General features: G+C 41.6%; 24 protein-coding genes. 8 read left to right on the plus strand and 16 right to left on the minus strand.

The window, feature by feature from the left end:
• Nucleotides 1–3: 3 nt before the first annotated feature.
• The 4 genes from nrdF to nrdI all read right to left on the minus strand — a co-directional run bounded on the left by nrdF (nt 4) and on the right by nrdI (nt 4,635).
• Nucleotides 4–954: a class 1b ribonucleoside-diphosphate reductase subunit beta gene (nrdF, locus tag LEUCM_RS02235; RefSeq protein ID WP_016265840.1), complete on the minus strand. Its 951-nt coding sequence runs from the start codon at nt 952–954 to the stop codon at nt 4–6.
• 14 nt (nt 955–968) lie between these two features.
• The gene (locus LEUCM_RS02240) at nt 969–1,895 is read right to left on the minus strand and encodes a ribonucleotide-diphosphate reductase subunit beta (RefSeq protein ID WP_025016513.1); all 927 of its coding nucleotides are present in this window, start codon (nt 1,893–1,895) and stop codon (nt 969–971) included.
• A gap of 106 nt (nt 1,896–2,001) precedes the next feature.
• On the minus strand, nt 2,002–4,149 hold the full coding sequence (nrdE, locus tag LEUCM_RS02245; RefSeq protein WP_025016512.1) for a class 1b ribonucleoside-diphosphate reductase subunit alpha: 2,148 nt from the start codon (nt 4,147–4,149) through the stop codon (nt 2,002–2,004).
• 27 nt (nt 4,150–4,176) lie between these two features.
• Nucleotides 4,177–4,635: a class Ib ribonucleoside-diphosphate reductase assembly flavoprotein NrdI gene (nrdI, locus tag LEUCM_RS02250; protein ID WP_076631995.1), complete on the minus strand. Its 459-nt coding sequence runs from the start codon at nt 4,633–4,635 to the stop codon at nt 4,177–4,179.
• A 415-nt stretch (nt 4,636–5,050) separates the two neighbouring features.
• Here nrdI and LEUCM_RS02260 point away from each other — a divergent pair, with 415 nt between their 5' ends.
• Entirely contained in the window at nt 5,051–5,980 is a 930-nt protein-coding gene (locus LEUCM_RS02260) for an IS30-like element ISLpl1 family transposase (RefSeq protein WP_085391442.1), read from the plus strand.
• Nucleotides 5,981–5,989: 9 nt separating this feature from the next.
• Here LEUCM_RS02260 and LEUCM_RS02265 read toward each other — a convergent pair whose 3' ends face one another.
• The 4 genes from LEUCM_RS02265 to LEUCM_RS02280 are packed head-to-tail and all read right to left on the minus strand — an operon-like array spanning nt 5,990 to nt 8,202.
• A complete protein-coding gene (locus tag LEUCM_RS02265) occupies nt 5,990–6,403 on the minus strand; it encodes a hypothetical protein (protein ID WP_035147530.1) in 414 nt (137 codons plus the stop codon).
• A 21-nt stretch (nt 6,404–6,424) separates the two neighbouring features.
• Complete coding sequence (locus LEUCM_RS02270) at nt 6,425–7,243, minus strand: DUF6681 family protein (RefSeq protein WP_035147527.1); 819 nt, start codon at nt 7,241–7,243, stop codon at nt 6,425–6,427.
• A gap of 35 nt (nt 7,244–7,278) precedes the next feature.
• Nucleotides 7,279–7,755, minus strand: coding sequence for a hypothetical protein (locus tag LEUCM_RS02275; RefSeq protein WP_035147525.1), 477 nt, complete (start codon nt 7,753–7,755; stop codon nt 7,279–7,281).
• An 18-nt stretch (nt 7,756–7,773) separates the two neighbouring features.
• Nucleotides 7,774–8,202, minus strand: a complete 429-nt coding sequence (locus tag LEUCM_RS02280; protein ID WP_016264389.1) for a Fur family transcriptional regulator — start codon at nt 8,200–8,202, stop codon at nt 7,774–7,776.
• A 289-nt stretch (nt 8,203–8,491) separates the two neighbouring features.
• Between LEUCM_RS02280 and LEUCM_RS02285 the strand changes: the two genes are divergently transcribed.
• On the plus strand, nt 8,492–8,680 hold the full coding sequence (locus tag LEUCM_RS02285; protein ID WP_011373821.1) for a hypothetical protein: 189 nt from the start codon (nt 8,492–8,494) through the stop codon (nt 8,678–8,680).
• A gap of 60 nt (nt 8,681–8,740) precedes the next feature.
• Here LEUCM_RS02285 and LEUCM_RS02290 read toward each other — a convergent pair whose 3' ends face one another.
• The 3 genes from LEUCM_RS02290 to LEUCM_RS02300 all read right to left on the minus strand — a co-directional run bounded on the left by LEUCM_RS02290 (nt 8,741) and on the right by LEUCM_RS02300 (nt 10,986).
• Nucleotides 8,741–9,301, minus strand: a complete 561-nt coding sequence (locus tag LEUCM_RS02290) for a guanylate kinase (RefSeq protein ID WP_025016458.1) — start codon at nt 9,299–9,301, stop codon at nt 8,741–8,743.
• A 95-nt stretch (nt 9,302–9,396) separates the two neighbouring features.
• Nucleotides 9,397–10,671, minus strand: a complete 1,275-nt coding sequence (locus LEUCM_RS02295) for a C40 family peptidase (protein ID WP_025016459.1) — start codon at nt 10,669–10,671, stop codon at nt 9,397–9,399.
• A 111-nt stretch (nt 10,672–10,782) separates the two neighbouring features.
• Nucleotides 10,783–10,986, minus strand: coding sequence for a hypothetical protein (locus tag LEUCM_RS02300; RefSeq protein WP_025016460.1), 204 nt, complete (start codon nt 10,984–10,986; stop codon nt 10,783–10,785).
• Nucleotides 10,987–11,097: 111 nt separating this feature from the next.
• On the opposite strand from LEUCM_RS02300, the gene LEUCM_RS02305 reads away from it, so the two are divergent.
• The 3 genes from LEUCM_RS02305 to LEUCM_RS02315 all read left to right on the plus strand — a co-directional run bounded on the left by LEUCM_RS02305 (nt 11,098) and on the right by LEUCM_RS02315 (nt 12,868).
• Nucleotides 11,098–11,592 carry a thiol peroxidase gene (locus tag LEUCM_RS02305; RefSeq protein ID WP_025016461.1) on the plus strand — a complete coding sequence of 165 codons (495 nt, stop codon included), beginning with the start codon at nt 11,098–11,100 and terminating at the stop codon, nt 11,590–11,592.
• A gap of 171 nt (nt 11,593–11,763) precedes the next feature.
• Nucleotides 11,764–12,246, plus strand: coding sequence for a MarR family winged helix-turn-helix transcriptional regulator (locus LEUCM_RS02310; protein WP_016264385.1), 483 nt, complete (start codon nt 11,764–11,766; stop codon nt 12,244–12,246).
• A gap of 25 nt (nt 12,247–12,271) precedes the next feature.
• Entirely contained in the window at nt 12,272–12,868 is a 597-nt protein-coding gene (locus tag LEUCM_RS02315; protein ID WP_011373815.1) for a VanZ family protein, read from the plus strand.
• Nucleotides 12,869–12,912: 44 nt separating this feature from the next.
• On the opposite strand, the gene LEUCM_RS02320 is transcribed toward LEUCM_RS02315, so the two are convergent.
• The 4 genes from LEUCM_RS02320 to LEUCM_RS02335 are packed head-to-tail and all read right to left on the minus strand — an operon-like array spanning nt 12,913 to nt 16,728.
• A complete protein-coding gene (locus LEUCM_RS02320; protein WP_016264383.1) occupies nt 12,913–14,064 on the minus strand; it encodes a serine hydrolase domain-containing protein in 1,152 nt (383 codons plus the stop codon).
• Nucleotides 14,045–14,752 carry a 2,3-bisphosphoglycerate-dependent phosphoglycerate mutase gene (locus tag LEUCM_RS02325; protein WP_016264382.1) on the minus strand — a complete coding sequence of 236 codons (708 nt, stop codon included), beginning with the start codon at nt 14,750–14,752 and terminating at the stop codon, nt 14,045–14,047. The genes LEUCM_RS02320 and LEUCM_RS02325 overlap by 20 nt, the downstream gene beginning before the upstream one ends.
• 9 nt (nt 14,753–14,761) lie before the next feature.
• Complete coding sequence (locus tag LEUCM_RS02330; protein WP_016264381.1) at nt 14,762–15,466, minus strand: aspartate/glutamate racemase family protein; 705 nt, start codon at nt 15,464–15,466, stop codon at nt 14,762–14,764.
• Nucleotides 15,467–15,474: 8 nt separating this feature from the next.
• Entirely contained in the window at nt 15,475–16,728 is a 1,254-nt protein-coding gene (locus LEUCM_RS02335) for a carboxylate--amine ligase (protein WP_016264380.1), read from the minus strand.
• A 184-nt stretch (nt 16,729–16,912) separates the two neighbouring features.
• On the opposite strand from LEUCM_RS02335, the gene LEUCM_RS09850 reads away from it, so the two are divergent.
• Both LEUCM_RS09850 and lepB read left to right on the plus strand, forming a co-directional pair.
• Complete coding sequence (locus LEUCM_RS09850) at nt 16,913–17,056, plus strand: hypothetical protein (protein WP_011373810.1); 144 nt, start codon at nt 16,913–16,915, stop codon at nt 17,054–17,056.
• 84 nt (nt 17,057–17,140) lie between these two features.
• Nucleotides 17,141–17,752, plus strand: a complete 612-nt coding sequence (gene lepB, locus LEUCM_RS02340) for a signal peptidase I (protein ID WP_011373809.1) — start codon at nt 17,141–17,143, stop codon at nt 17,750–17,752.
• A gap of 276 nt (nt 17,753–18,028) precedes the next feature.
• Here lepB and LEUCM_RS02345 read toward each other — a convergent pair whose 3' ends face one another.
• Nucleotides 18,029–19,558: a YfcC family protein gene (locus LEUCM_RS02345; RefSeq protein ID WP_025016462.1), complete on the minus strand. Its 1,530-nt coding sequence runs from the start codon at nt 19,556–19,558 to the stop codon at nt 18,029–18,031.
• Nucleotides 19,559–19,751: 193 nt separating this feature from the next.
• Between LEUCM_RS02345 and LEUCM_RS02350 the strand changes: the two genes are divergently transcribed.
• Nucleotides 19,752–20,975 carry an MFS transporter gene (locus tag LEUCM_RS02350; protein ID WP_025016463.1) on the plus strand — a complete coding sequence of 408 codons (1,224 nt, stop codon included), beginning with the start codon at nt 19,752–19,754 and terminating at the stop codon, nt 20,973–20,975.
• Nucleotides 20,976–21,050 lie beyond the last annotated feature (75 nt).

A 21,050-nucleotide genomic window follows, 5' to 3' on the forward strand; every position in this document is an offset into this window, starting at 1 on the left:
ATGTTAGAAGTCATAGTCGCCGCTACTCATAGCTTCAGCATTACCCATTAGATAGCCAGCACCAACTTGTGAGAAGAAATCATGATTAGCCGTTTCGGTTGAAATTCCGTTCATTACGATTGGGTTGATATCTTTAATCTCAGCATTGGGGAAGCGGGATTCAAAGCCCATATTTTGGAGCGCCTTGTTGGCGTTGTAGTGAACGAATTGTTTAACGTCTTCCGCTAACCCAATCGGCGCGTAAACTTCTTCGGTGAACGCAAACTCGTTCTCAAGGAGATCGTCGAGCAACTCATCCATCCACTTTTTGAATGTTTTTTGTTCAGTCGCCGATAGCTCGTTATATCCCAATTGAAATTTGTAGCCGAGGTAGGTACCATGAACAGATTCATCGCGGATCACCAGTTTGATAACTTCAGAAAGATTTGCCAGCTTATTGTTACCACGGTACCAAAGTGGGGTAAAAAAGTTGGTGTAGTACAAAATTCCTTCAAGAAAGACGCTTGCAACTTTCTTTTCAAGGTTGTTTCCCGTTTGATAAATATCATTGATCCGTTTGGCTTTGTATTGCATTCTGGGATTATTGTTCATCCATTTGAATACTTCGTCAACAGTGGCTTGATCGTTCAAAGATGTCAAAATAGTGCCGTAGCTTTTGGCATGAATTGACTCCATCATCAAAAAGTCATTGAGGACTGCTGCTTCTTTTCGTGTCCGAACGTCGGGCCGCAGCACGTCGACTCCTTCTTCGGATTGGAGTGTGTCCAGCAAGGCTAATCCACCCACAACCCGATTGATAACCGATTTTTCGGTGCCAGAGAGTGTCCGCCAGTCCCGTAAATCATTAGAAACAGGTACTCGCGTATCCAGCCAGTATTGTGCCGTTGCTTTATCCCATACATATTCGTCAAGTTCGTCTTCGATGACGTCCCAATTAATTGTTTTATAGCTCATTAGTTGAATGCTCCTTAAAAGTCGTAGTCGTTATCGGTCATTTTTTCAGTGTCCGATTCATTGTTTGCAGCCGTTACCTGTTGCAAAAATTGATTTTGGTCAATCATCAGTTCTTTGAGTTGCGCCACTAGTGAAGACGGTTGAACTTCGTAGACAGCGTTAAAGCCAAGTGACATTAATGCATGATTGGCACCATAGGAGGCCAGATTGATGGCTTCGGTGGCATCGTCAAGGTTAGCTTCTAAGAAGTCTTTTTCAGTTTGCATGAGTTGATCAAACTGTGTATTAATCCAATACTGCAGTTCGGTTTGATCACTTACAGTGAGTTCTTCAAATCTGAGGCGAAATTTGTAACCAATATAAGCACTAAAAAGAGCGCTACCGCGGAGAATATTAGCCAACATTTGGTAAGTATTGACGAGAGCCTGTGTTTGAAGTATTGTCCAGTATTTACCAAACGAGAGCCCAGTTTCAGTCAGAATAAAAAGGGCTTTTTTCTGTAAGGCCATATCGCTAGTGCTCATTTGGGCTAGTTGGTCAATTTCAGCTTGCAGATTGGCATTATCATCTGCCCAAGTAAAACTTTCACCGCCGTTACCCGGAATCAGAGCCCGGAAAATGGTCGTACAGCTTTTGGCATGGACTGATTTCATAAAGGTAATGGTGTTTAATACGGATTCTTCTTGTTGAGTTCGCCGATCGTGGCGAATAGCAGGGGTGCCAACTTCTGATTGGTAGACGGCTAACATTGATGTACCTGCCAACATACGAGTAATGGCCTGTTGTTGAGTATCTGATAGCTGTTGCCAAGCCGTTTGATCATTCGTGATGGGAATCCGAATGTCCAACCAAAAGTTAGTGGTGAGTCGTTCCCACATGTATTTATCGAAATTATCTTTAATATCATCCCAGTTAATTGCTTTGTAGTATAAGTAGTCCATCGTTATTTGTTCGTCTCCTTAATTAGGATTCATGGGTATATGGGTCTTGTGACCCAATAACGTATGCCGGTGTGTTAAACGGACGGTAAGACCCCAAGTGAATTTCCTAGATCATGCATGATTCACATTCATTTGCCGTTTTAATTTCATCGTCTTCTGTAAACGTTCGAATGTAATAAAGTGACTTAATGCCTTTTGTCCAGGCGTAATTCCGTAACCGGTTAAGGTCTCGGGTTGTCATCTTTAAATTGTTATTGTCCTTCCACTCGTAAAGGTCAGGTTTCAAAACTGAACGCATAAATAGTGTCAGACTCATGCCTTGATCAATGTGCTTTTGAGCTACGGCATAGGTGTCAATAATTTTTCGTTGATCAATATCATATGCGGGTGTGTAGTAAGGCAAAGTTTCGTTAGACAGGTAAGGTGCTGGATAGAAGATTGAGCCTACCTTATTTTCCTGACGTTGTTCTACTAATTGTGTGATTGGATGAAGTGATGCACTTGTTTCATTGACGTACGAAATTGACCCGTTCGGTGCCACAGCGAGTCTATTACGATGATAAAGGCCGCCAGTAATCACAGCTTGCTTGAGTGCCTTCCAATCTGTAACAGATGGTAATTTAATATTTTTGAAGATTTTTGCAACTTTGGTACTCTTAAATTTAAAGTCTGCGTTCAAGTATTGATCGAAGTAACTGCCATCAGCGTACTTTGATTGGTCAAATTTAGCGAAGGTTTCGTGGCGTTCACGGGCAATTCGATTGCTCGTAACGAGTGAATAGTAGTTTAAAGCTAGGAAGTAGGCATCAGTAAATTCAAGGGCCTCTGGTGAGCCATACTCAATTTGGTGGCGTGCAAGGGCAGTATGCAGACCCATAGCCCCTAATCCAATCGTGTGGTAAAGTTCGTTACCATGTTTAACAGTCGGTACTTCCTTAACGTCGGTTGTGTCAGTTACGAGGGTGAGCGCACGAACAGCAACCTCAACTGAGTGACCGAAGTCCGGCGAGTCAATCATATTCATGATATTAGTTGATCCGAGATTACATGAAATATCGGTGCCAATTGTCTTGTACGATAGGTCGTCATCAAGTTTTGACGGTTCTTGAGGCTGTAAGATCTCACTACAAAGGTTACTCATAATAATTTTGCCATCGACAGGGTTAGTTTGGTTGGCCGTATCAATGTTCAAGATGTAAGGATAACCAGATTCTTGTTGGAGTTGAGAAATCTTTTGTTCTAGTTTCCGCGCGTTAAAAACTGACTTCTTAATATTGGGGTTAGCGACCATGTTGTTATATTCTTTGGTGATATCGATGTAAGCAAATGGCGTACGATATTCACGTTCGACATCATAGGGGCTAAAAAGATACATTGGTTCGTTAGTCTTGAGTAATTCATAATATTTATCAGGAACAATCAAACCGAGGGACAAGGTCTTCACCCGAATTTTTTCGTCCGCATTTTCCTTTTTGGTATCCAGAAAATGTAAGATGTCAGGATGGAAGACGTTGAGATAAACCACTCCGGCGCCGTTCCGTTGCCCAAGTTGGTTACTGTAGCTAAATGAGTCTTCAAGTAACTTCATCACTGGTACAACGCCAGACGAGGCGTTGGAAATCTGCTTAATAGAATCACCTGAGGCGCGCAAGTTTGACAGGTTAACGCCGACGCCCCCACCGATTCGAGATAGTTGAAGGGCAGAATTAACGCCACGTCCAATTGAGAGCATGGAGTCGGCCACATCGATTAAAAAACATGATACCATTTCACCGCGCCGTTTTTTACCCGCGTTGAGAAACGTGGGGGTGGCAGGCTGATAACGTTGTGAAATCAATTCATCGGCAACGTCATTGGCAAGTTGTTCATCACCATTAGCGAGATAGAGGGCATTGAAGACGACGCGATCGACAAAGTCTTCCAAAAATTTCTGGCCATCATTAGTTTTCATGGCATATTGTGTGTAGAACTTGTAGGCACCGAGAAAGCTGCGAAAACGAAAGTGATGGTCTCTCATTTGGTCGAACAAGGACTGCACAAACTTGTGAGAGTATTGTTCCAGGATACTTGGATCGATATAATCTTCGTCAACCAAGTAATTTAACTTGGCATTTAACGAATCAAATTGCTTGGTCTTCGGTTTAACTGTCTCTTCGAAATAAGCCTTTAGGGCTTCTTGATCATAATGTAGCGGAATTTCTCCGTTGCTTGGGATATTTACGAGGTTATTTAAGTAAAAATAGGTATTTTCCATTTCTGGGGTGCTAGTTATCATTAGGGATTACTCCTTTGTTGTTTGAAAACAAAATTGATCGCGATAGGTTAAGATGGCATCGGCAATGCGAGGAATGTCGTGTACGGTGCCACGTAGCTCAAAATCGGTAATGTAAGGAAAATCGAAGCGTTTAGCATATTGTTTAGCCGTGAGTGCAAACTGCTTATTAAAATTACGATTACCGCTACCGATAATACCGTAGCAATGCTGGTAATTGCCTTCGTACGCGAGGTAATCTCCCAAAATAGTAGTTAATATTTCAGTATAACCGTTATTAACCCCATTACCACCTTTAATGAAGGCTGGTAGGAAGGTAACAAACGGCTGGTCAAGAGTGGTGAATTCAGGGTGTTCTTTAACATTAATGGAACTAACCCGAACATGACGTTCTTTTTCAAAGTATGTTGTCAGTCTGCTAATAAAATATTTCGTGTTGCCACTCAAACTGATGTAGAGAATATTTATGGTTTCCGTAACTAATCATCGCCCTTTTTCTATATATAGTGGTTAGGCAATCATTGTATCACTATATGCGGTGTCTATGCAAATCGGTGGACGATCTGATTGATCTACAAATTGTGTTGAATATAAAGATTCATGCGAGGTGGCTAAAATGGGCCCACCGTTGGTATTTTAAGCTGCACTAAGAGACGATAAACGGGACTTTTAATGAATGGAAGCAAGCTCCCAGGACCCAGCTCACAGTTTGCACCAAAGGCCTTATTATCAATTGAGAAGAGCACACTGTACGGTTCATGATCAAAAAATATTTTGATTATGTGGTAGATTGTAAAATTAATCCGAACGCTGTTCGGACAAAAAAGATCAGCTTCCTTTAAAATGGTGTTTACCACAAACCCATCTTTTAGGAGCTGATCTTTTGTCTAGTATAACCTATTCCGAACGAATTAAAATCGAAACCTTTTGTGAACTAGGGCTGTCCAATATCCAAATGGGCGTTCGGCTGAACCGATCACCGTCAACAATTTCTTATGAATTATCTCGATGTCAACCTTATCAGGCTGAATTAGCACAAACAGATGCCGAATACAAGCGATCACGATGTGGTCGGAAAACTAAGCTGAGCGATGAGTTAAAGCAAAAAATTCTCAACCATTTACGTCTAAGCTGGTCACCAGGAATGATTGCTCACGAATTTAAACTAGCTACTAAATCTATTTATAATTGGCTAAATCAGGGGAGAATTTGTTTCTCCTTGAATGATCTACCTGAACATGGCGTACGCCAACGGCGTAACGTTGACCAACGATCCAAATATAATCAATCTTTGGGGCGATCAATTGAACAGCGTCCCATGATGATTAATCAACGTAATCGCATCGGCGATTTTGAACTAGATACAGTCGTTGGTCCTCGTGGGCATAGTAAGGCAGTTTTATTAACTTTAATCGATCGCAAATCACGGTTCCTTTGGGCATACCGGTTAAAAGATCGGACGACAGCGACTGTTAATGAAGCACTAACTAAGTTCCTAACCACTTTTAATGGTCCGGTGCACAGCTTTACTGTGGACCGTGGCACTGAGTTTAGTGGGCTAGTATCACTTGAATCACAATATGGTATTAAGACCTATTACTGCCATGCTTATACGCCAGCTGAACGTGGTAGTAATGAACGCTTTAATCGGAATTTACGTTATTTTTATCCTAAAGGGACTCGTTTTGAGCACATTAGTGCTCAAGATTTAACGACGACGTTACTCCAAATTAACCAGCGACCGCTTAAAATACTCGACTGGCAAACACCGTATCAGGTTATGCTGACAAATTTGTCCAAAAATTCGGATTAAATTTGCAATCTACCCTTCTACCATTTCCTTCCGCAATTCATAGAACTTAGTTTTCCCAATGAATAAAGCATCGCAAAAGTCAGTCGTTTCGTTTTTACCTGGATTCAATAAACTAAATTCAAACATCTTGAATAAATTGGATTGTTGTAAGTAGTCTAGTCGAATTTTACGGACGATTGATTCACTGATATGGCCACTTTCAAAGATGCCATCCCCATTAATTCTCAAATAACTCTCAGGGCTCATCATCGCTAAATCCGCATTAACCGTCTCAACATATTGACTCAGTTTGAACTTAGATAAGCCCAATAATTTCATCGCACGATTTACTGTTAGATAGTAATCCCCATGATCAGCGACTAATTCTAATAAATAATATTGATAACGATAATTCAAATCTAGAAATTCATTATGGATTTCCACTCATTTTCCTCCAGATTAGATTTAAGCTCTTTTTTGATAGGCCATTTGAACCATTAATTGATAAGGATCACTGCCTTCAACAACCCCACTACGGCCGGCCATCTTATGTGGTCCACCAGTAATCCACGTGTGGGCAATCGCTAATTGATAACGATCGGTTAATTCCTGGATTGGTGTGAGCCCCACTGATTTGATAACAGCAAGTGGTGCCTTGGCCATCGCGTTAATGCCACCATAAACCACCCACTGACCGTCTTCTTGTTTAAGCTCATAAAACGGCAAGGCCACTCGTTCACCAATTGCATAAATTGGGCGTTGGAAATGTTGTGCTTGCTCGTAAATATCGGCATCTGCCAACCCAGCGTAATTTAAGCTGATATAGCCAGCTTCAATTAATTGTGCGACTAATTGGTCGAGTTGTTGTTGATGCGCACTATCGACTTCTAGTTGTGCTGGTAGCAAATCCTTCTCTTCAAATAAGCCGGTTGCTGGCTGGACTTGTGAGATGATTTTAGGCTTAGCTGTTTGTCCAGCTAAGGGATGTGGCGCAGTTGGATCGCCACCCAGCGCCTTTTCGACGTATGGTGACACATCGACAACCGCGTTGCGACCACGATAATAGAAATAAAGATTCATCACTGCAAAATAGAGTAATACTAAAAAAACAATTAGATTAATCACGCCTCGTCCAATTGCTTGTGCTCTAAAGTAGTAGATGCTCTTATATAGTAAGTAAAAATCACCGATTAGACAGATGATTGAAAAAATTCGGTTTTTAACCCGATTATTAATGTTTAAGTAGCCAAAATAATGATTAATGATATCCAAAAAAGATAACATTGCGCATTCCGCCTTTCAATATTAACAGCAGTTCGTTATTGCGTTGCACTACCGCTAGTGGCCTTGGCCACGTTTTGGGATGTCCCTGTTGATGACGCTGCACTACTGCTGTTATTAGTTGTTGTTTGAGTATCACTTGTTGTATCGCTTGAATCAGCTGACTCGTCGTTTTGCGTTGTATCAGTCGTCTCGCTTGAGCTGGTTTCCGTCGTATTATCTGTACTTGATTGTTCTTGATCTGACGGCGTTGATGTTGATTCCGAGCTGCTTGATACTGATTCTTCCGGTTCGCTAGATGATTGGCTGCTAGTCGTCTCATCGCTTTCTGAACGACTCGCTGATTGACTACTGCTTACACTGCTTTGTGAGCTTTCTGAAACTGAAGTCTTTTGCTCCGTCTTAATATTAGCGACTGGTTTAACAGTATTAACAACGACGTTCGTTGCGCTCATTGCAATAATTAATGAAATAATCGCTGCTGGGGGCACGATTGGGGGCGTATGAAATGCCATAACACTCTTCCTTCCTATCTATTCATTTTCTTGACAGTCTTCACAAAGACCGTATAACTCAAATTGATGTCCTTCAACTTGGCAGTTGGGGAGTTGATCACTGAAGAAATCCAGTGGACACATCTTCAACTCAATCACCTTGCCACAGTTACGGCAAATAAAGTGATGATGATGACGATGTTCAAAATCACACTGATACTTCACATGAGCTTGTTCGCCTTCAGTTTGTTGCTCGACTAAACCGAGCTGCTCAAAGTCTTTAATATTGCGATAAATGGTATCATGACTCATCCCTGGGAAAATCGCCCGCATATGATCGTCAATTTGGGTCACTGGGATGTAATGATTTTCGTACTGCGCTAAATAAGTCAACATTTCGCGACGTTGCTTTGTGATCTTAAATCCGTTTGCTTTTAAAACGGCCAGCGCCGTCGTCATTTCACTCATTTTAATCGGTTCCTTTCTTAATACCTGCTATTCAGAATAACTGATTATAGCATTAATCGTCGTCATTTTAGTTTTAAATGGTTTAATTGCTACACACTATTATTATACGCTCTTATAACGGTCCGTGACGAAAAACAATTTCCCCTTTTAACAAATTTTAATCAAACTCGAGTAAAAATAGTTGCAATTAACCCGGTCAAGCGTTATGATATTACTCAGATGGTTTTTAGGAAACCGTCTTCATTGGCCTTCTACCAGTGTTTTAGTTATTTGAAGGGAGATTTTAATTATGCAATTACAAAACAAAACTAATAATTGGTATCATGTTTCACTTGATACTCAAACTCAAAAATTTATCGCAACTGCAACGAACAATGAAAAAATCAGTGCAAGTGGTATTACAATTGAACAAGCTGTCCAAAAATTAACATTTAAAGTGAAACAACCTAACCGTGCAAACAAGCAACAACTTGCTTAAGCACTAATCGTTAAAAGGGAAGCCTGACAAAACAACGTTTTGTCGGACTTCCCTTTTTTGTTATTGACGTAACTGTTCAATAATTGTCATCAATGTCTTTTGCGTTTCTTGCCAGTCATCATTCACAATAATCTGTGCTTGATCATGTAACGGTCCTGAAACCATTAAATCCCGTTTAAATTCCGCACTCGCAAGGCGTTTTTGGATTGCTTCTGGTGAATCATTACGCTTTTCTAAGCGACTAATTAAAGCTGTTGCTTCCGAGACCGTTAAAAATAAGACGGTCACTTGTTTGCCAAAGGTTTCCAGATAAGTCTGGGCCCCTTTGGTATCAACCACTAAACTGATCAATGGGGACTTCGCCCAAGCTAGCTCAAGCGCTTCATGTGAAGAACCATAATGATAGCCTGAATAAGTCACTGATTCGATTAAATGCTTCTGTGCAAGCGATGACTCAGTCTCGAAATAGTAATCCACACTATCGACTTCGTTATGCCGTTTAGGCCGCGTCGTATGGGTTACGACTTGGGGAATCTGATACATTTCGGTTAACCAATGACTAACCGTTGTTTTACCACTACCGGTGGCGCCTGTAATCACTAATAACTGTTTTTCTACCATTTTTATCCCACTTCTCATCTATTTTAACTAAAAAAGTTTGACCCTTCCTTCTCAGGGAGAGCCAAACTTTTTTCTGTTTAATATTAATTGCTTAACTAAATCCGACGACCAAAGTCAGGTTTGTAATATTGCATTGACATGGTTGTTACGCTTTGACCAGGTGCTGGTGCATGAACGTATGAACCGTTACCGATGTAAATCCCAACGTGATGTGCTGAACCAACGCCACCCCAGAAAACAAGGTCGCCAGGTTGTAATTCTGATAATGACACTTGTGTCCCAAGCGTACTTTGTGCTTGTGATGTCCGTGGCAAGCTGATACCAGCCATCTTAGCTGCATACATCACTAAACCAGAACAGTCAAAGCCACCAGGTTGTGCCCCACCCCATGCATATGGTGTACCAATAAATTGTAGTGCGTTTGACACTAATGAGCCTGTGTTAGCAACTGGTTTTGTTGTTGCTTTTGAGGCTGAGTTATTGTTGTTGCTTGGTGTTTTTGTACCAGCATTATTATTTAATACTGGTTCTGTCTTAGTATTGTCTGATGATTCGTTCTTAATATCGCTTGATGTTGATTCTGATTTTGTTGCCGTTTTTGGTGCTTCAGTTTTAGCAGCTTTGTCTGCTTCTGCTTGTTTTTTAGCGGCTTCAACAGCGGCTGCTGTTTGTGAATCCAATTGGCTTTGTAAGTTAGCTAATTGTGTTTTGTGACCTTCAACTTCTGTTTCAAAACGCTTTTGTTCTTTTTCAGCGTCATCTTTTAAAGTCACCAATTTAGCCTGATCAGCTTCCAATTGTGATTTTGTTTTAACCAAGTCTGCTTTTTTAGTTTCTTGTGTTGTTTTTAAAGTTGCCAATGTACTTTCTGAATCACTAACAGCTGTCATCGCTTCTTTGCTGGCTTGGTTTAACTTACCAACAACTGACGCACGACTCATCATATCTGAGAAGTTATCACTATTGACGATAAAATCAACATAGACGTTCCCTGAGACACTGTTACCCGCTTCTTTTTGAAGTGAAACAGCTTGCTTCTTCATCACGCTCTTACGGGCTTGCACTTCAGCTTTAGCTTTTTCAATTGATTGATCAAGTGCAACGATTTGTTGATCAGTTGACTTGATATTTGCTTTAGCATCATCAATGGCAATGACCTTGTTAGAAACTTGGCTATTGATTTCTGACACTTTATTTTGAGCATCATTTAATTTCGTTAACAAAGCGGCATTTTCAGTACTAGTTTTCGTAATGGCAGCCTTTGTATCTGTTACTGAATCGGCACTAACAACACCCACGCTCATCGCAATTGGTGCACTAATTGATAACATCGCTAACGCACTGACCATTAACTTACCTAATTTTTTCACTTTGTCCACTCCTGTTTTTAATATAATTAACTACTTAATACCGTCCATATTTCTTATCCGTTTATCAGTGTATCATCTGACTGTTACAGGACTGTTACAATTAAATTACTATCACGAGTCGATGTCTGCTATATCAATGTTTTTAATCGCTAACAATTGCTGGATTTGCGACCATTGCGCCTGACCAATTAAGACGGCAGTTTCGTCTCCGTTGGCGTCAACGATTTCGTAGGCCAATGGCTTAACATTTACCTCTTTGACAATTTGATTAAACATCTTTTTGGCATAGAGCGCCTGAATTTTTTTAGTTTCCAAAATAACCACCTCATCATTCATTTTAATTAAGCTTATCATAAGCCTGTTTAATTGTGTTTCAATCGCTTTCAGCTTAAAATGAAACCATCTTCTAGGAAATGGGGTTTTAAGATGCAAATTACAAGACATGATCAACCACTCGAGACAATTGGGACACCACCTAAAGTTGGTGAGCAATTACCCGCTTTTGAATTGGTTGATGCAGATCATCAAACACGCACAACCCAACAATTACTGGGCAAACGAACATTGATTAGCATTGTGCCAGATATCAATACACGTGTTTGCAGCATTCAAACAAAACACTTTAATCAAGCAATTGATCAATTTACAGATATCAACTTCTACACCGTTTCAACGAATACCGTTGAACAACAACAAGCCTGGTGTGCCGCCGAAGGTGTTCAACTGATGCAACTCCTCTCCGATGAAGCCTTGAGCTTCGGTAAAGCCCTCAATTTATACGTTCCTAGCAATAATACGTTGCAACGTTCAATTATGATTGTCGAAGCAGATGGCACAATTAGCTACGAAGAATTAATCGTTGAACAAACTGACGAACCAAATCATGCAGCGGCACTCGAATTTTTAAAATCAGCTCACTAATTAAGTGAATCTACTCAAAACCACACCAATGTTGGTCGTGGTTTTTTTATTAGCCTGATTGTTCAACCCATCACGTGAGCGATGTGATATGATGAACAATATTGCTTTGCCTTGGGGCTTGGCGTATTATACCTATACCAGTTACTTAAATTTAAACTTGAAGGAGTCGCAATGACGACACTTAGCAACGATCTTTTTCAAACTTTTAATAAAGTCATTCACCATTATCGCCATTATTACGGCATGCAATTTTCATCGCATCATAAATCTGTCAGTCAAATTCGCATTTTAAAATTACTCCATCAACAAAATGGACAAATGCAAAGTACACTTGCCCAAACATTGGCGATTCGGCCCTCTTCGTTGACAGAATGCCTCAATAAGCTGGCTGCTAAAGACTATATTCAACGTCAATCCGATGAACACGACAAGCGGGTAACTCACGTTTTTATCACCCCTGCCGGTCGCGCGATTATCCAAGAAGCCTTTGATGGCCGCGACGAGTTTACGGAAACCTTATTTAGCAGCCTTTCAAGTGAAGAACAAGCAACGCTTAATCAGCTGCTTACCAAATTAGAACACACCTTATCAGATACTCAAAATTTCGACTTTATGGCTGAGTTCAAAGAACGTTTACACCATACTAAACTTTAAAAAAGCACTATTTTAGGAGGTTCTCATGCGTAAAATATTAGAATATTCTCTGGCGGGGGTTTTATCTTTTCTCTTTAGTAGAGCCTTCATTCATCGCATCGTTTTACCCACACTTTGGGGTTATCCCCGCTTAACCCGTGTGATGGCTAGATTTCCTAAGACGACCGTCCTATTAATTCTCTTTTTGACCCTCGCGCTCTGGTTAGGCTGGATTCAGTGGGACTTAAAGCGCCTTTCACCGATTTACGGATACTTGATTTATAGCGTCTATCTCCTGCTACTCTTCATCGTATTGTTCACAAAAGCCAGTGTTTACCATGCTGTCAGCCTGAATCCATTTGATTTTATTAGTCATGATCGCCGTACAATTCTGGAGGCCCTATTAAATGTCATCTACTTCATCCCACTGGGCGGTCTCTATAGTTTAAAAGCGGATTTCACTGAAACCAACATTATCGCATTGCTTACCATTTTAGGAATTGAAATTCTTCAATACGTCTTTTACTTAGGGACTTTCGCTATCAGCGATATCATTCTCAACTGGGTAGGTTGTCTAATCGGCTTTACTTTATTCACGATTGGCGCCCGCCATTTCAAACAAACGATTAAAACTAACGCATAAAAAGAGCGCAGGACAAAAGTTATTTTTTGTCTCGCGCTCTTTTTTTAGACTAGTAATTGTTGATAAATTTGCTTACTCATCGTGACCAACGATGGTGTTGATTTATATTGGTTGGATAATAAAATAATCCCTGATTCACCATTTTGGGACATCTGAACATGACTTTCAAAGCCTGCTTCAATACCGTGACTAGTGAAATAATCGCGATAATTATAAACCCCACCTGAATATTGGCCATTATTGGTGTGCCGTAATTGTTGTAAGTACTTCGACTTAAAGACCTTACCTTGCACAATTGCCTCTTCTACTTGATACAAGCTGCTAGCAGTCGCATAGAGATTTCCCGTCCCAAGTTCCCGTGTATAAATATAGGCCGGGTCTTCAATTTCTGCACCGTATGCCCCATTTTTTTGGTAGGCATAAGCTGTCGCATGCTGTGGATCCGAAAAGTTTGGCATGAAGTTAAAGGCCTGAACCCCCAACGGCGTAATAATCTGTTGTTTCATCAAATCATTGTAGCTTTTATGTGTGGCTTGCTCCAAAATCCCCGCTAACAAGACATAATTGACTGGCGAATAGGCATGTTGGCCAATCTTTTTAACCTGCAAATGTTTGATTGCAAATTGGAGACGTTGTGCATCGGTTTGAACAACTTTAGGCGCGCTCGTTTCAAAAAGCCCTGAACGCATATCCAACATCATTTGTAATGTAATCTGGTTTGCTTTGGGAATTTGTGGATAAAAGCGACTGAGATGATCCGTCAATTTCAACTGACCATTTTCAACAGCCTTCATCACGAGTGCCGCAGTAAGTGACTTTTGCACCGAGCCAATTTGATACGTCGTTTTGGGCGTCGTAAATTGTTCGCTATTCGCGTAACCACGGCCACCTTGATAAATGACATGGTTATGGCGGACGATTAAAATGGTGCCACTGAAATTATTATCTAATAATTCTTGTTTTAAATATGCCTGCTCTGGCGTCGTTAATTCATTAACCACCCGATCATCAATATCATTTTTATTGACTTTGGCACGCTGAATATCTAACTGCTTTTTGGTTAACTTCAATTGCATTTGCGTATTAGCCAATGCTTGCCCCTGTCGAACAAATTGTCTTCTAAAATAAAAGGTCAGACTGACACCTAATACTAAAACACAAATCGTCAAGGCAATATTAATTTTCTTTCTCTTCATCCGTTTCACTACCTAGTGCTAGTCTTCCCTTCTTGAGTACTGTTAAATCTGTGCCAAATTGATAATAGAGCGCTTCGCCGTTTGCGACTTCCACGCCATCAATGGCCTGATCTGAAATTTGTTCGATAACCTTAATTAAGGCACGCAAAGTCGAGCCATGCGCAACAATTAGCTGATCTTGCCCAGCAAGTAACCCCGGCACCACTTGATCTTGCCAATAAGGTAATAAACGTTGGGTGGCTTGCGCCAAACTTTCACCGCGTGGTCGACTCTTACGTGGCACTAAGCGATAGCGACGCGCAGTTGATGACCGAATTAAAAGTGGCGGCACCGCTGTATAACTGCGCCGCCAGCGCGCTACTTGGTGGACACCAAAAACGGTTCTCGTCGTGTCTTTGTTCAAGCCACGCAAAGCACCGTAGTGTCGTTCATTCAAGCGCCAACTCTTAGTCATTGGTAGCGCCAATTGATCGAGTTCTTCTAAAACAATGTAACTGGTCAAAATTGCCCGTTTCAATAAAGACGTGTGCACGTGGCTAAATTGAAAGCCAGCGTCTTTTATCTGCCGGCCAACTTGATGGGCTTGTTGTCGCCCTTTAGCGGTGAGCGCCACGTCCGACCAACCGGTATAGGTCTTCAGTTGATTGGCGACACTTTCGCCGTGTCTAACAATTACTAAATTCGCCATTTTTCAAACTCACTTTTCACGTAACTTAAGGCCTAATTCAATCGACCGATCCACTAAGACGGATTGTGAATCAACTACTGGAAAATCATGGTCAGGTGCCCATTCTTGTGCCAGTGACAATTCTGTACAACCCAAAATAATCGCGTCGCATTGTGTTTGCATCTCCGCTAAAATAGCATGATATTTCTCAGGTTTCATCTGTGATTGGCCCTTGATATCATTGAAAATCAAATCCATCGTCCGTTCTTGCAAATCAAGACTAGGTTTCACCACTTCATAACCTTCAGCTAACAATGCTTCATCATAAATCCCATCAGTCACAGTCCCTTTAGTACCCAAAATACCGATTCGTTTAGCATCTGGATAGGTTGTTTGAATACTCTTGACCGTTTCCCGAGGCATATGAACAATCGGTGCTGAGGCAGCTGCTTGCAAGTCGTCGTAAAAATAATGCGCTGTGTTGCAGGCAATGACAAAAAAGGCTGGTTTCAAAAGACTTTGTTGTTGAATATCTTCCAATAAATCAGGTTCTGGACTTGGTTGACTGTGGTCCATTAGATACGTCGACCGATCAGGAATTGTTGCGTGATTAACCACGATATAGTTCAAGAAATCCTGATCTTTAGTCGTTGGTGTCCGTTGATTAAGAAGTCTGATATAACTTTCGGTTGCAGCCGTTCCCATGCCGCCGAGCACTGTAAAAAACTGTTTCATAGTCGCGATCACCCTTTATTTTCTTTAAAATAACGTGCGAAGTTCTTACGATAATTGTGTAACATCCATTGTGTTAATACCCACCGTTTAGGGTTGTTATCTTTTGCATATTGGAAAGTTGTGCCATAACGACCCGCTTTGATTAAGGCTAAAGCCTTTGTCTTATCTTCGTTATCGCGCGCGTATTTTTCAAAAACACCCTTTGAAACACCTAACCAAAGTGCTGCTTGATCATTATCTTTATTAGCATAAACCGTTGCTTGGTCCTTCAATTCGCCAGTCACGTAATCCTTAACAACCCATTGTGCCAAGTTGTAACCATTCAATGTGACGAAGAAGCTACTACGGCCTTGACGTAAGTTGATTTCAAATAACTTGTAAGTTTGGTCACGTTCATCGTACTTCATGTCGAAGTTGGCATAACCCGTAAACTTGATGGCTTCCAAGAAAGTTTGAATTTGCTTGTAGATTGTTTCGTTGTATTCTGGCATGATGGCTACGTAATTCCCGATTGCTGATGGTGCGGGATCTTCCAATAATGGATGACCTAAACACATCATCTTCACTTGGTGGTTTTGATCAACGTAGGCGTTTAAAACGCGCATCCGACTGTCATCCCCAGGGATGAAGTCTTGTAAAATCAGGTCTGATGTGTAGCCATTGTCGTAGATTTTTTTAATAATCATATCGAATTCAGCTTGCGATTGAATCCGGAATGCTTTTTTACGACCTTCAAAATGAACATCTAACCATTCAACAGAGTTAGCGGGTTTTAACGCCACTGGGTAGCCAAAAGGTTGGTCCACTTGACCATCAAGCACCATTTGTTGCGTAATTGTCTTAGTCTTAGGATAAGGCAAGTCGAATTCTTCGCAAACTTGGTAGAAGTTTTCCTTGTTATTCAAACGTTTTAATAAATCATAATCGATGTAAGGACAAACAAAGGCTGCTTCTAATTCTGTTTTATGTTTAGCAATTAATTCAGCGTACCCATCACCACAACCAATTAAAATCACTGGTTCTGTGTGTGTTTGATATTTTAAAATTAAGTCGCGCATCTTTTCAATGAAGACGGGATCTTCACTGAAACCAGGTGTGATATCAACATCCACGATTTTTGTATAGCGCGTTGGGGCAAGCTCAGCACCGGCATAAGCTTGCACGGGTTTTCCTGTTAATTCATAGAATGAGCGTGCCATTCCATAAACATTAAAATCACTACCGAGTAATACGGGTGTAAAATTAGCTTCAATTGTTGGCATTACTTTCACCTCTTAGAAATAATGCCTCTAGTATACCACGAACGCCTTGTCGAGAGACATCCTCTTTACCTTTTCATAAATATAACAGAATTGTCACGCTAGCTTCAATTTCGTTAGTTCGTTCGATGGTGAGAACCACTTGTCGATGCTAAACTAAATTTATCATCTACTTGGAGGGATTATTATGTCAAAGAAAGCGCGTCTACTCGCAGTATTAGTTGGAATCGTATGTGTCGGTTACTTAATCGCAAGCCAGTCAATCAACGATCAATCTGCGGCGCAATCTGATCGCCAAGAACGACAAAGCATCCATAAGATGGCCCGTTAATCGTTAAGTGACTATACGACTTTGTTGTCATCAAGCATTTGATTGTAGTACAATGAAGGTACTGAATTTTAAGGATGTGCCAAAATGTCAAATAAAGCAAAAGAATTTTGGAAATCAACATTACAAATTGTCCTATTAGCCGCTGTCATGGTGGGTATTTCACAGTTATTATTAACCTTCGTGATTTCCAATGAACAAGTTTTTGGACCTTCAATGCAACCGAACTTTACACAAAATGATCGCGTTATCGCGCTTCGCCACGCCAAACTCAAACGGGGCGATGTCGTCATTCTCAAAGCACCTGATGCTAAAGGGGAATTCTATATCAAACGAATCGTCGGAATGCCTGGCGATACCGTTCGATTCGATCGCGACCAGCTATACATCAATGGTAAAAAAGTCAGCGAACCATATCTCAAAGCCTATAAGGCTGATTTTTCAACCTACCTCGCTGGTTCAGATTACTTCACACTTAACCCCAAAACAAACGGCCCCACTTTCGATCTCAAAGATGTCTTAGGTCAAAAGAAAGTCCCAGCTCATCACTACTTCGTCATGGGTGATAACCGGACCGTTTCTAAGGATAGTCGTTACAAAGAAGTCGGCTTCATCAGTGATGATGCCTCAGCTTATAACGGGATCCAAGGGGTCGTTAAGTTACGTTACTGGCCAATTACGAAATTTAAAATCTATTAGAAGTGCGTTGTCAGTGGTTAGCTTTTGAGCATTTGCAGAACTTAGCGAATTGGTGATGGAATCACCGGTTTGATAAGTTTAGCAAAGCACAGAAAGCTACTGACAAAAGCACGTTAAAAAAGAAGTGCGTTTAAAACGCTTTGACTTTGAGCATTAGCACAGCTCGGTGAATAACTGCTGCAGGCAGTTGTTTGACGAGTGACGCTAAGCACAGAAGTCAGTTTCAAATATCAAAAAGAACCCGGACAAATTAATTTGTCCGGGTTCTTTATTTTTTTATAGATAAACACTGATGCCGAGTAAAATCATAGCTAACAGACCGATTGCTAACATCAATGGTAGCACAAACTTCAACCATTTATCGAACGTGACATGGACCATCGCTAAGGATGCTAAAACCAAACCAGTTGGTGTGATAAATGACATGATCCCTTGCCCCCAGTTATAGGCACTGATAATCACATCGCGGTGAACGCCAACCACATCGGCCAACGGTGCCATGACCGGCATCGAAAGGACAGCCAAGCCGGAACTCGATGGGATAAAGAACCCTAATAGGATGAAGACGAAGAACATCACGGTTGAGAAGATGACCCCACTCATATGTGAAACCCCATTGCTGAGCCAGAAAAGTAACGTATCACTAATCTGAGCTTGTTCCATGATAATCGTCACACCCCGTGCAAGGGCGATGACCAAGGCAACTCCTAGTAAATCAGAAGCGCCGGCCACAAATTCACCCACGAAGTCTTTTTCCGATAAGCCAGAAATGAAGGCTAAAATAAAGGTAATGGCCAAGAATAAGGCCGAAATTTCATTGAAGAGCCAGCCCCATTCCTTAACGCCAAAGACCATGATGACAAAACCGGCCGCAAAGATGATCAACATTAATTTCTTCCGGAAATCAAACTTAGGCACGACGTTATTTTCTTGATCACCCAAGAAATGAGCTTCTAATTCTGCTTTTTGACTATAAATTAATGATTTTTCAGGATCCTTTTTTACTTTTTCAGCATAGCGAATGGTATAGAAGATACACATCGCAGTCCCGATGACGAGCATCACGATTCTGAGGCCCATCCCTTCTGTAAAACTAATCCCGGCAGTGTTCGACGCGATAACAACTGAGAACGGGTTCACCGTTGACGCCATTGTCCCGATTGAACTACCTAAATAAATCGCGGCGATTGCGACCAGCGCATCGTAGCCAGCCGCCATGAAAATTGGCACTAAAATGGGATAAAAGGCAATCGTTTCTTCGGCAAGACCGAAAGTGGTCCCCCCGAGTGCGATTAAACTCGTCACAATCACGATCAACCAAGCTTCACGGCCTTTTAACTTCTTAGATAGGGCAGCCATTCCGGCAGCAAATGCCCCGGTTTTATTCACGACGCCCACAATTCCCCCTAAAATAAGTACGAAGGTTATAATATCGATTGTTTCAGCCAAGCCTTGAATAGGCGCATTCAAGAACTGCTTAACCGCACCAAAAAGGCCGGTGTTGGCTTTTTTCAAATGTTGATACGTATTCGGAATCGCTACGGGTTTGTATACGGAGCCATCCTTAAATTTCGCTAAACTCGTATTAACATGGTACTTCTTGAGTGTTGCTTGCGTCCCGGGAGCCGTTGATTCGCGGCCGGTTGGGCTAGTAATGGTAAAATTATTGCTTTGGGTATTATATTGTAAACTCGCGTACTTCCCAGACGGCATGAAATAGGTCAAAATCATCACTAATAATAAGACCAATAAAATCACCGTATAGGCGCTTGGAAAAGTAAAATGATGTCGTTTCTTCGTTGCCATTGTCGCTCCTCCTTTATAAATCACTGGTATACCTCTAATACTAGAAGATTATGACAGTGTCGTCAATCAATTACCCGCTTTATTTAAACCGCTTTCTATTTTTTAACCTTGGGTTTGCGCTTAATCTGTGCTAGAATAGCACAAAGCAAAATAAGGGCCGACAGAGAGCGGCCTTTTTGGAGGAAAATTGAATATGAAAACTATCACGGCACACAGCCAACATCGATTAACAAGCTACCAGTCTAAGGTGGTCGCCTCAACGACCGCCGGGTTCGGACTCGAAAACATGGACGTTATGTTCTTGTCTTTTGCCTTATCGTCCATTATTGCTGAGTTACACCTCAGCGGCACCCAAGCAGGACTGATCGCAACGATTACTAATATCGGGATGTTGTTAGGTGGCGTTTTTTTTGGCGTTTTAGCCGATCGCGTCGGGCACATTAAGACGTTCACCTACACGATTTTTATCTTCGCCTTTGCTACGGCAGCAATGTATTTCGCAAATTCACTCACCCTCATCTACCTTTGTCGCTTTTTAGCCGGGATTGGTGCTGGTGGTGAATATGGGATTGGCATGACCGTTCTTGCGGAAAGCTTTCCCAAAAAACAACTCGGGCGCGTTTCGTCGTACGTCGGTGTTGCCGGTCAATTAGGCGCAATTGCCGCCTCACTTTTGGCCGCTTGGGTATTGCCTCAATACGGTTGGCACGCACTATTTTTATTCGGATTATTCCCAGTGATTATCACCTTCTTCATTCGGCATCACTTAGTCGAAAGTCGCAGCTTTGACACCGACGAAGCACGACCTAAAGGCCAAATTAAAGCCCTCTTCAAAACGCGTCAATTAACGCATCAAACATTAGCTTTAATGGTTATGGCAGTGGTTCAAATCGCTGGGTACTTCGGGTTAATGAACTGGTTGCCAACAATGATGCAACAACAGTTACACCTCAGTGTTGCTGGCTCTTCCACCTGGATGCTCGCAACAATTGTCGGGATGTCAGCCGGTATGTTAACCTTTGGTTGGATTCTCGATCGCATCGGCCCCCGCGTTGCTTTTAGCGGCTTCTTACTCGCTTCTGCAGCTGGCGTCTACGTGTTGACCTTACCTAAAAATATGACCGGCCTCTTGATTGTCGGTGCGCTTGTCGGCTATTTTTCAAACGGGATGTTCGCCGGCTACGGAGCGATTGTTAGTCGCCTCTACCCCGCCGAAGTTCGGGCAACTGCCAATAACGTCATCATGAACGTTGGTCGCTGTGTCGGTGGGTTTTCAAGCGTCATTATCGGCTGGTTACTGGATCACTATTCCATTCTAACCGTCATGTTATTCATCTCGACGCTCTATCTAATCAGCTTCGTCGTGATGCTCACCGTCCAAAATTTAAAAGCGGAACGCTATTTTAACCATCTGTAAAAAAGAAAGTGTTATATAAGTCGGGTATATCCTGAGGATTAACAGAGGGTGGCGAATGATTGCTGTAAGCAATCG

The sequence above is a fragment of the Latilactobacillus sakei subsp. sakei DSM 20017 = JCM 1157 genome (genome assembly GCF_002370355.1).
Lineage (GTDB): Bacteria > Bacillota > Bacilli > Lactobacillales > Lactobacillaceae > Latilactobacillus > Latilactobacillus sakei.

Bases quoted from the DNA above. Each gene is read 5' to 3' on its own strand.
- nrdF (WP_016265840.1), bottom strand. From the start codon at position 954: ATGAGCTATAAAACAATTAATTGGGACGTCATCGAAGACGAACTTGAC.
- LEUCM_RS02240 (WP_025016513.1), bottom strand. From the start codon at position 1,895: ATGGACTACTTATACTACAAAGCAATTAACTGGGATGATATTAAAGAT.
- nrdE (WP_025016512.1), bottom strand. From the start codon at position 4,149: ATGGAAAATACCTATTTTTACTTAAATAACCTCGTAAATATCCCAAGC.
- LEUCM_RS02270 (WP_035147527.1), bottom strand. From the start codon at position 7,243: ATGTTATCTTTTTTGGATATCATTAATCATTATTTTGGCTACTTAAAC.
- LEUCM_RS02275 (WP_035147525.1), bottom strand. From the start codon at position 7,755: ATGGCATTTCATACGCCCCCAATCGTGCCCCCAGCAGCGATTATTTCA.
- LEUCM_RS02280 (WP_016264389.1), bottom strand. From the start codon at position 8,202: ATGAGTGAAATGACGACGGCGCTGGCCGTTTTAAAAGCAAACGGATTT.
- LEUCM_RS02285 (WP_011373821.1), top strand. From the start codon at position 8,492: ATGCAATTACAAAACAAAACTAATAATTGGTATCATGTTTCACTTGAT.
- LEUCM_RS02290 (WP_025016458.1), bottom strand. From the start codon at position 9,301: ATGGTAGAAAAACAGTTATTAGTGATTACAGGCGCCACCGGTAGTGGT.
- LEUCM_RS02305 (WP_025016461.1), top strand. From the start codon at position 11,098: ATGCAAATTACAAGACATGATCAACCACTCGAGACAATTGGGACACCA.
- LEUCM_RS02310 (WP_016264385.1), top strand. From the start codon at position 11,764: ATGACGACACTTAGCAACGATCTTTTTCAAACTTTTAATAAAGTCATT.
- LEUCM_RS02315 (WP_011373815.1), top strand. From the start codon at position 12,272: ATGCGTAAAATATTAGAATATTCTCTGGCGGGGGTTTTATCTTTTCTC.
- LEUCM_RS02320 (WP_016264383.1), bottom strand. From the start codon at position 14,064: ATGAAGAGAAAGAAAATTAATATTGCCTTGACGATTTGTGTTTTAGTA.
- LEUCM_RS02325 (WP_016264382.1), bottom strand. From the start codon at position 14,752: ATGGCGAATTTAGTAATTGTTAGACACGGCGAAAGTGTCGCCAATCAA.
- LEUCM_RS02330 (WP_016264381.1), bottom strand. From the start codon at position 15,466: ATGAAACAGTTTTTTACAGTGCTCGGCGGCATGGGAACGGCTGCAACC.
- LEUCM_RS02335 (WP_016264380.1), bottom strand. From the start codon at position 16,728: ATGCCAACAATTGAAGCTAATTTTACACCCGTATTACTCGGTAGTGAT.
- LEUCM_RS09850 (WP_011373810.1), top strand. From the start codon at position 16,913: ATGTCAAAGAAAGCGCGTCTACTCGCAGTATTAGTTGGAATCGTATGT.
- lepB (WP_011373809.1), top strand. From the start codon at position 17,141: ATGTCAAATAAAGCAAAAGAATTTTGGAAATCAACATTACAAATTGTC.
- LEUCM_RS02345 (WP_025016462.1), bottom strand. From the start codon at position 19,558: ATGGCAACGAAGAAACGACATCATTTTACTTTTCCAAGCGCCTATACG.
- LEUCM_RS02350 (WP_025016463.1), top strand. From the start codon at position 19,752: ATGAAAACTATCACGGCACACAGCCAACATCGATTAACAAGCTACCAG.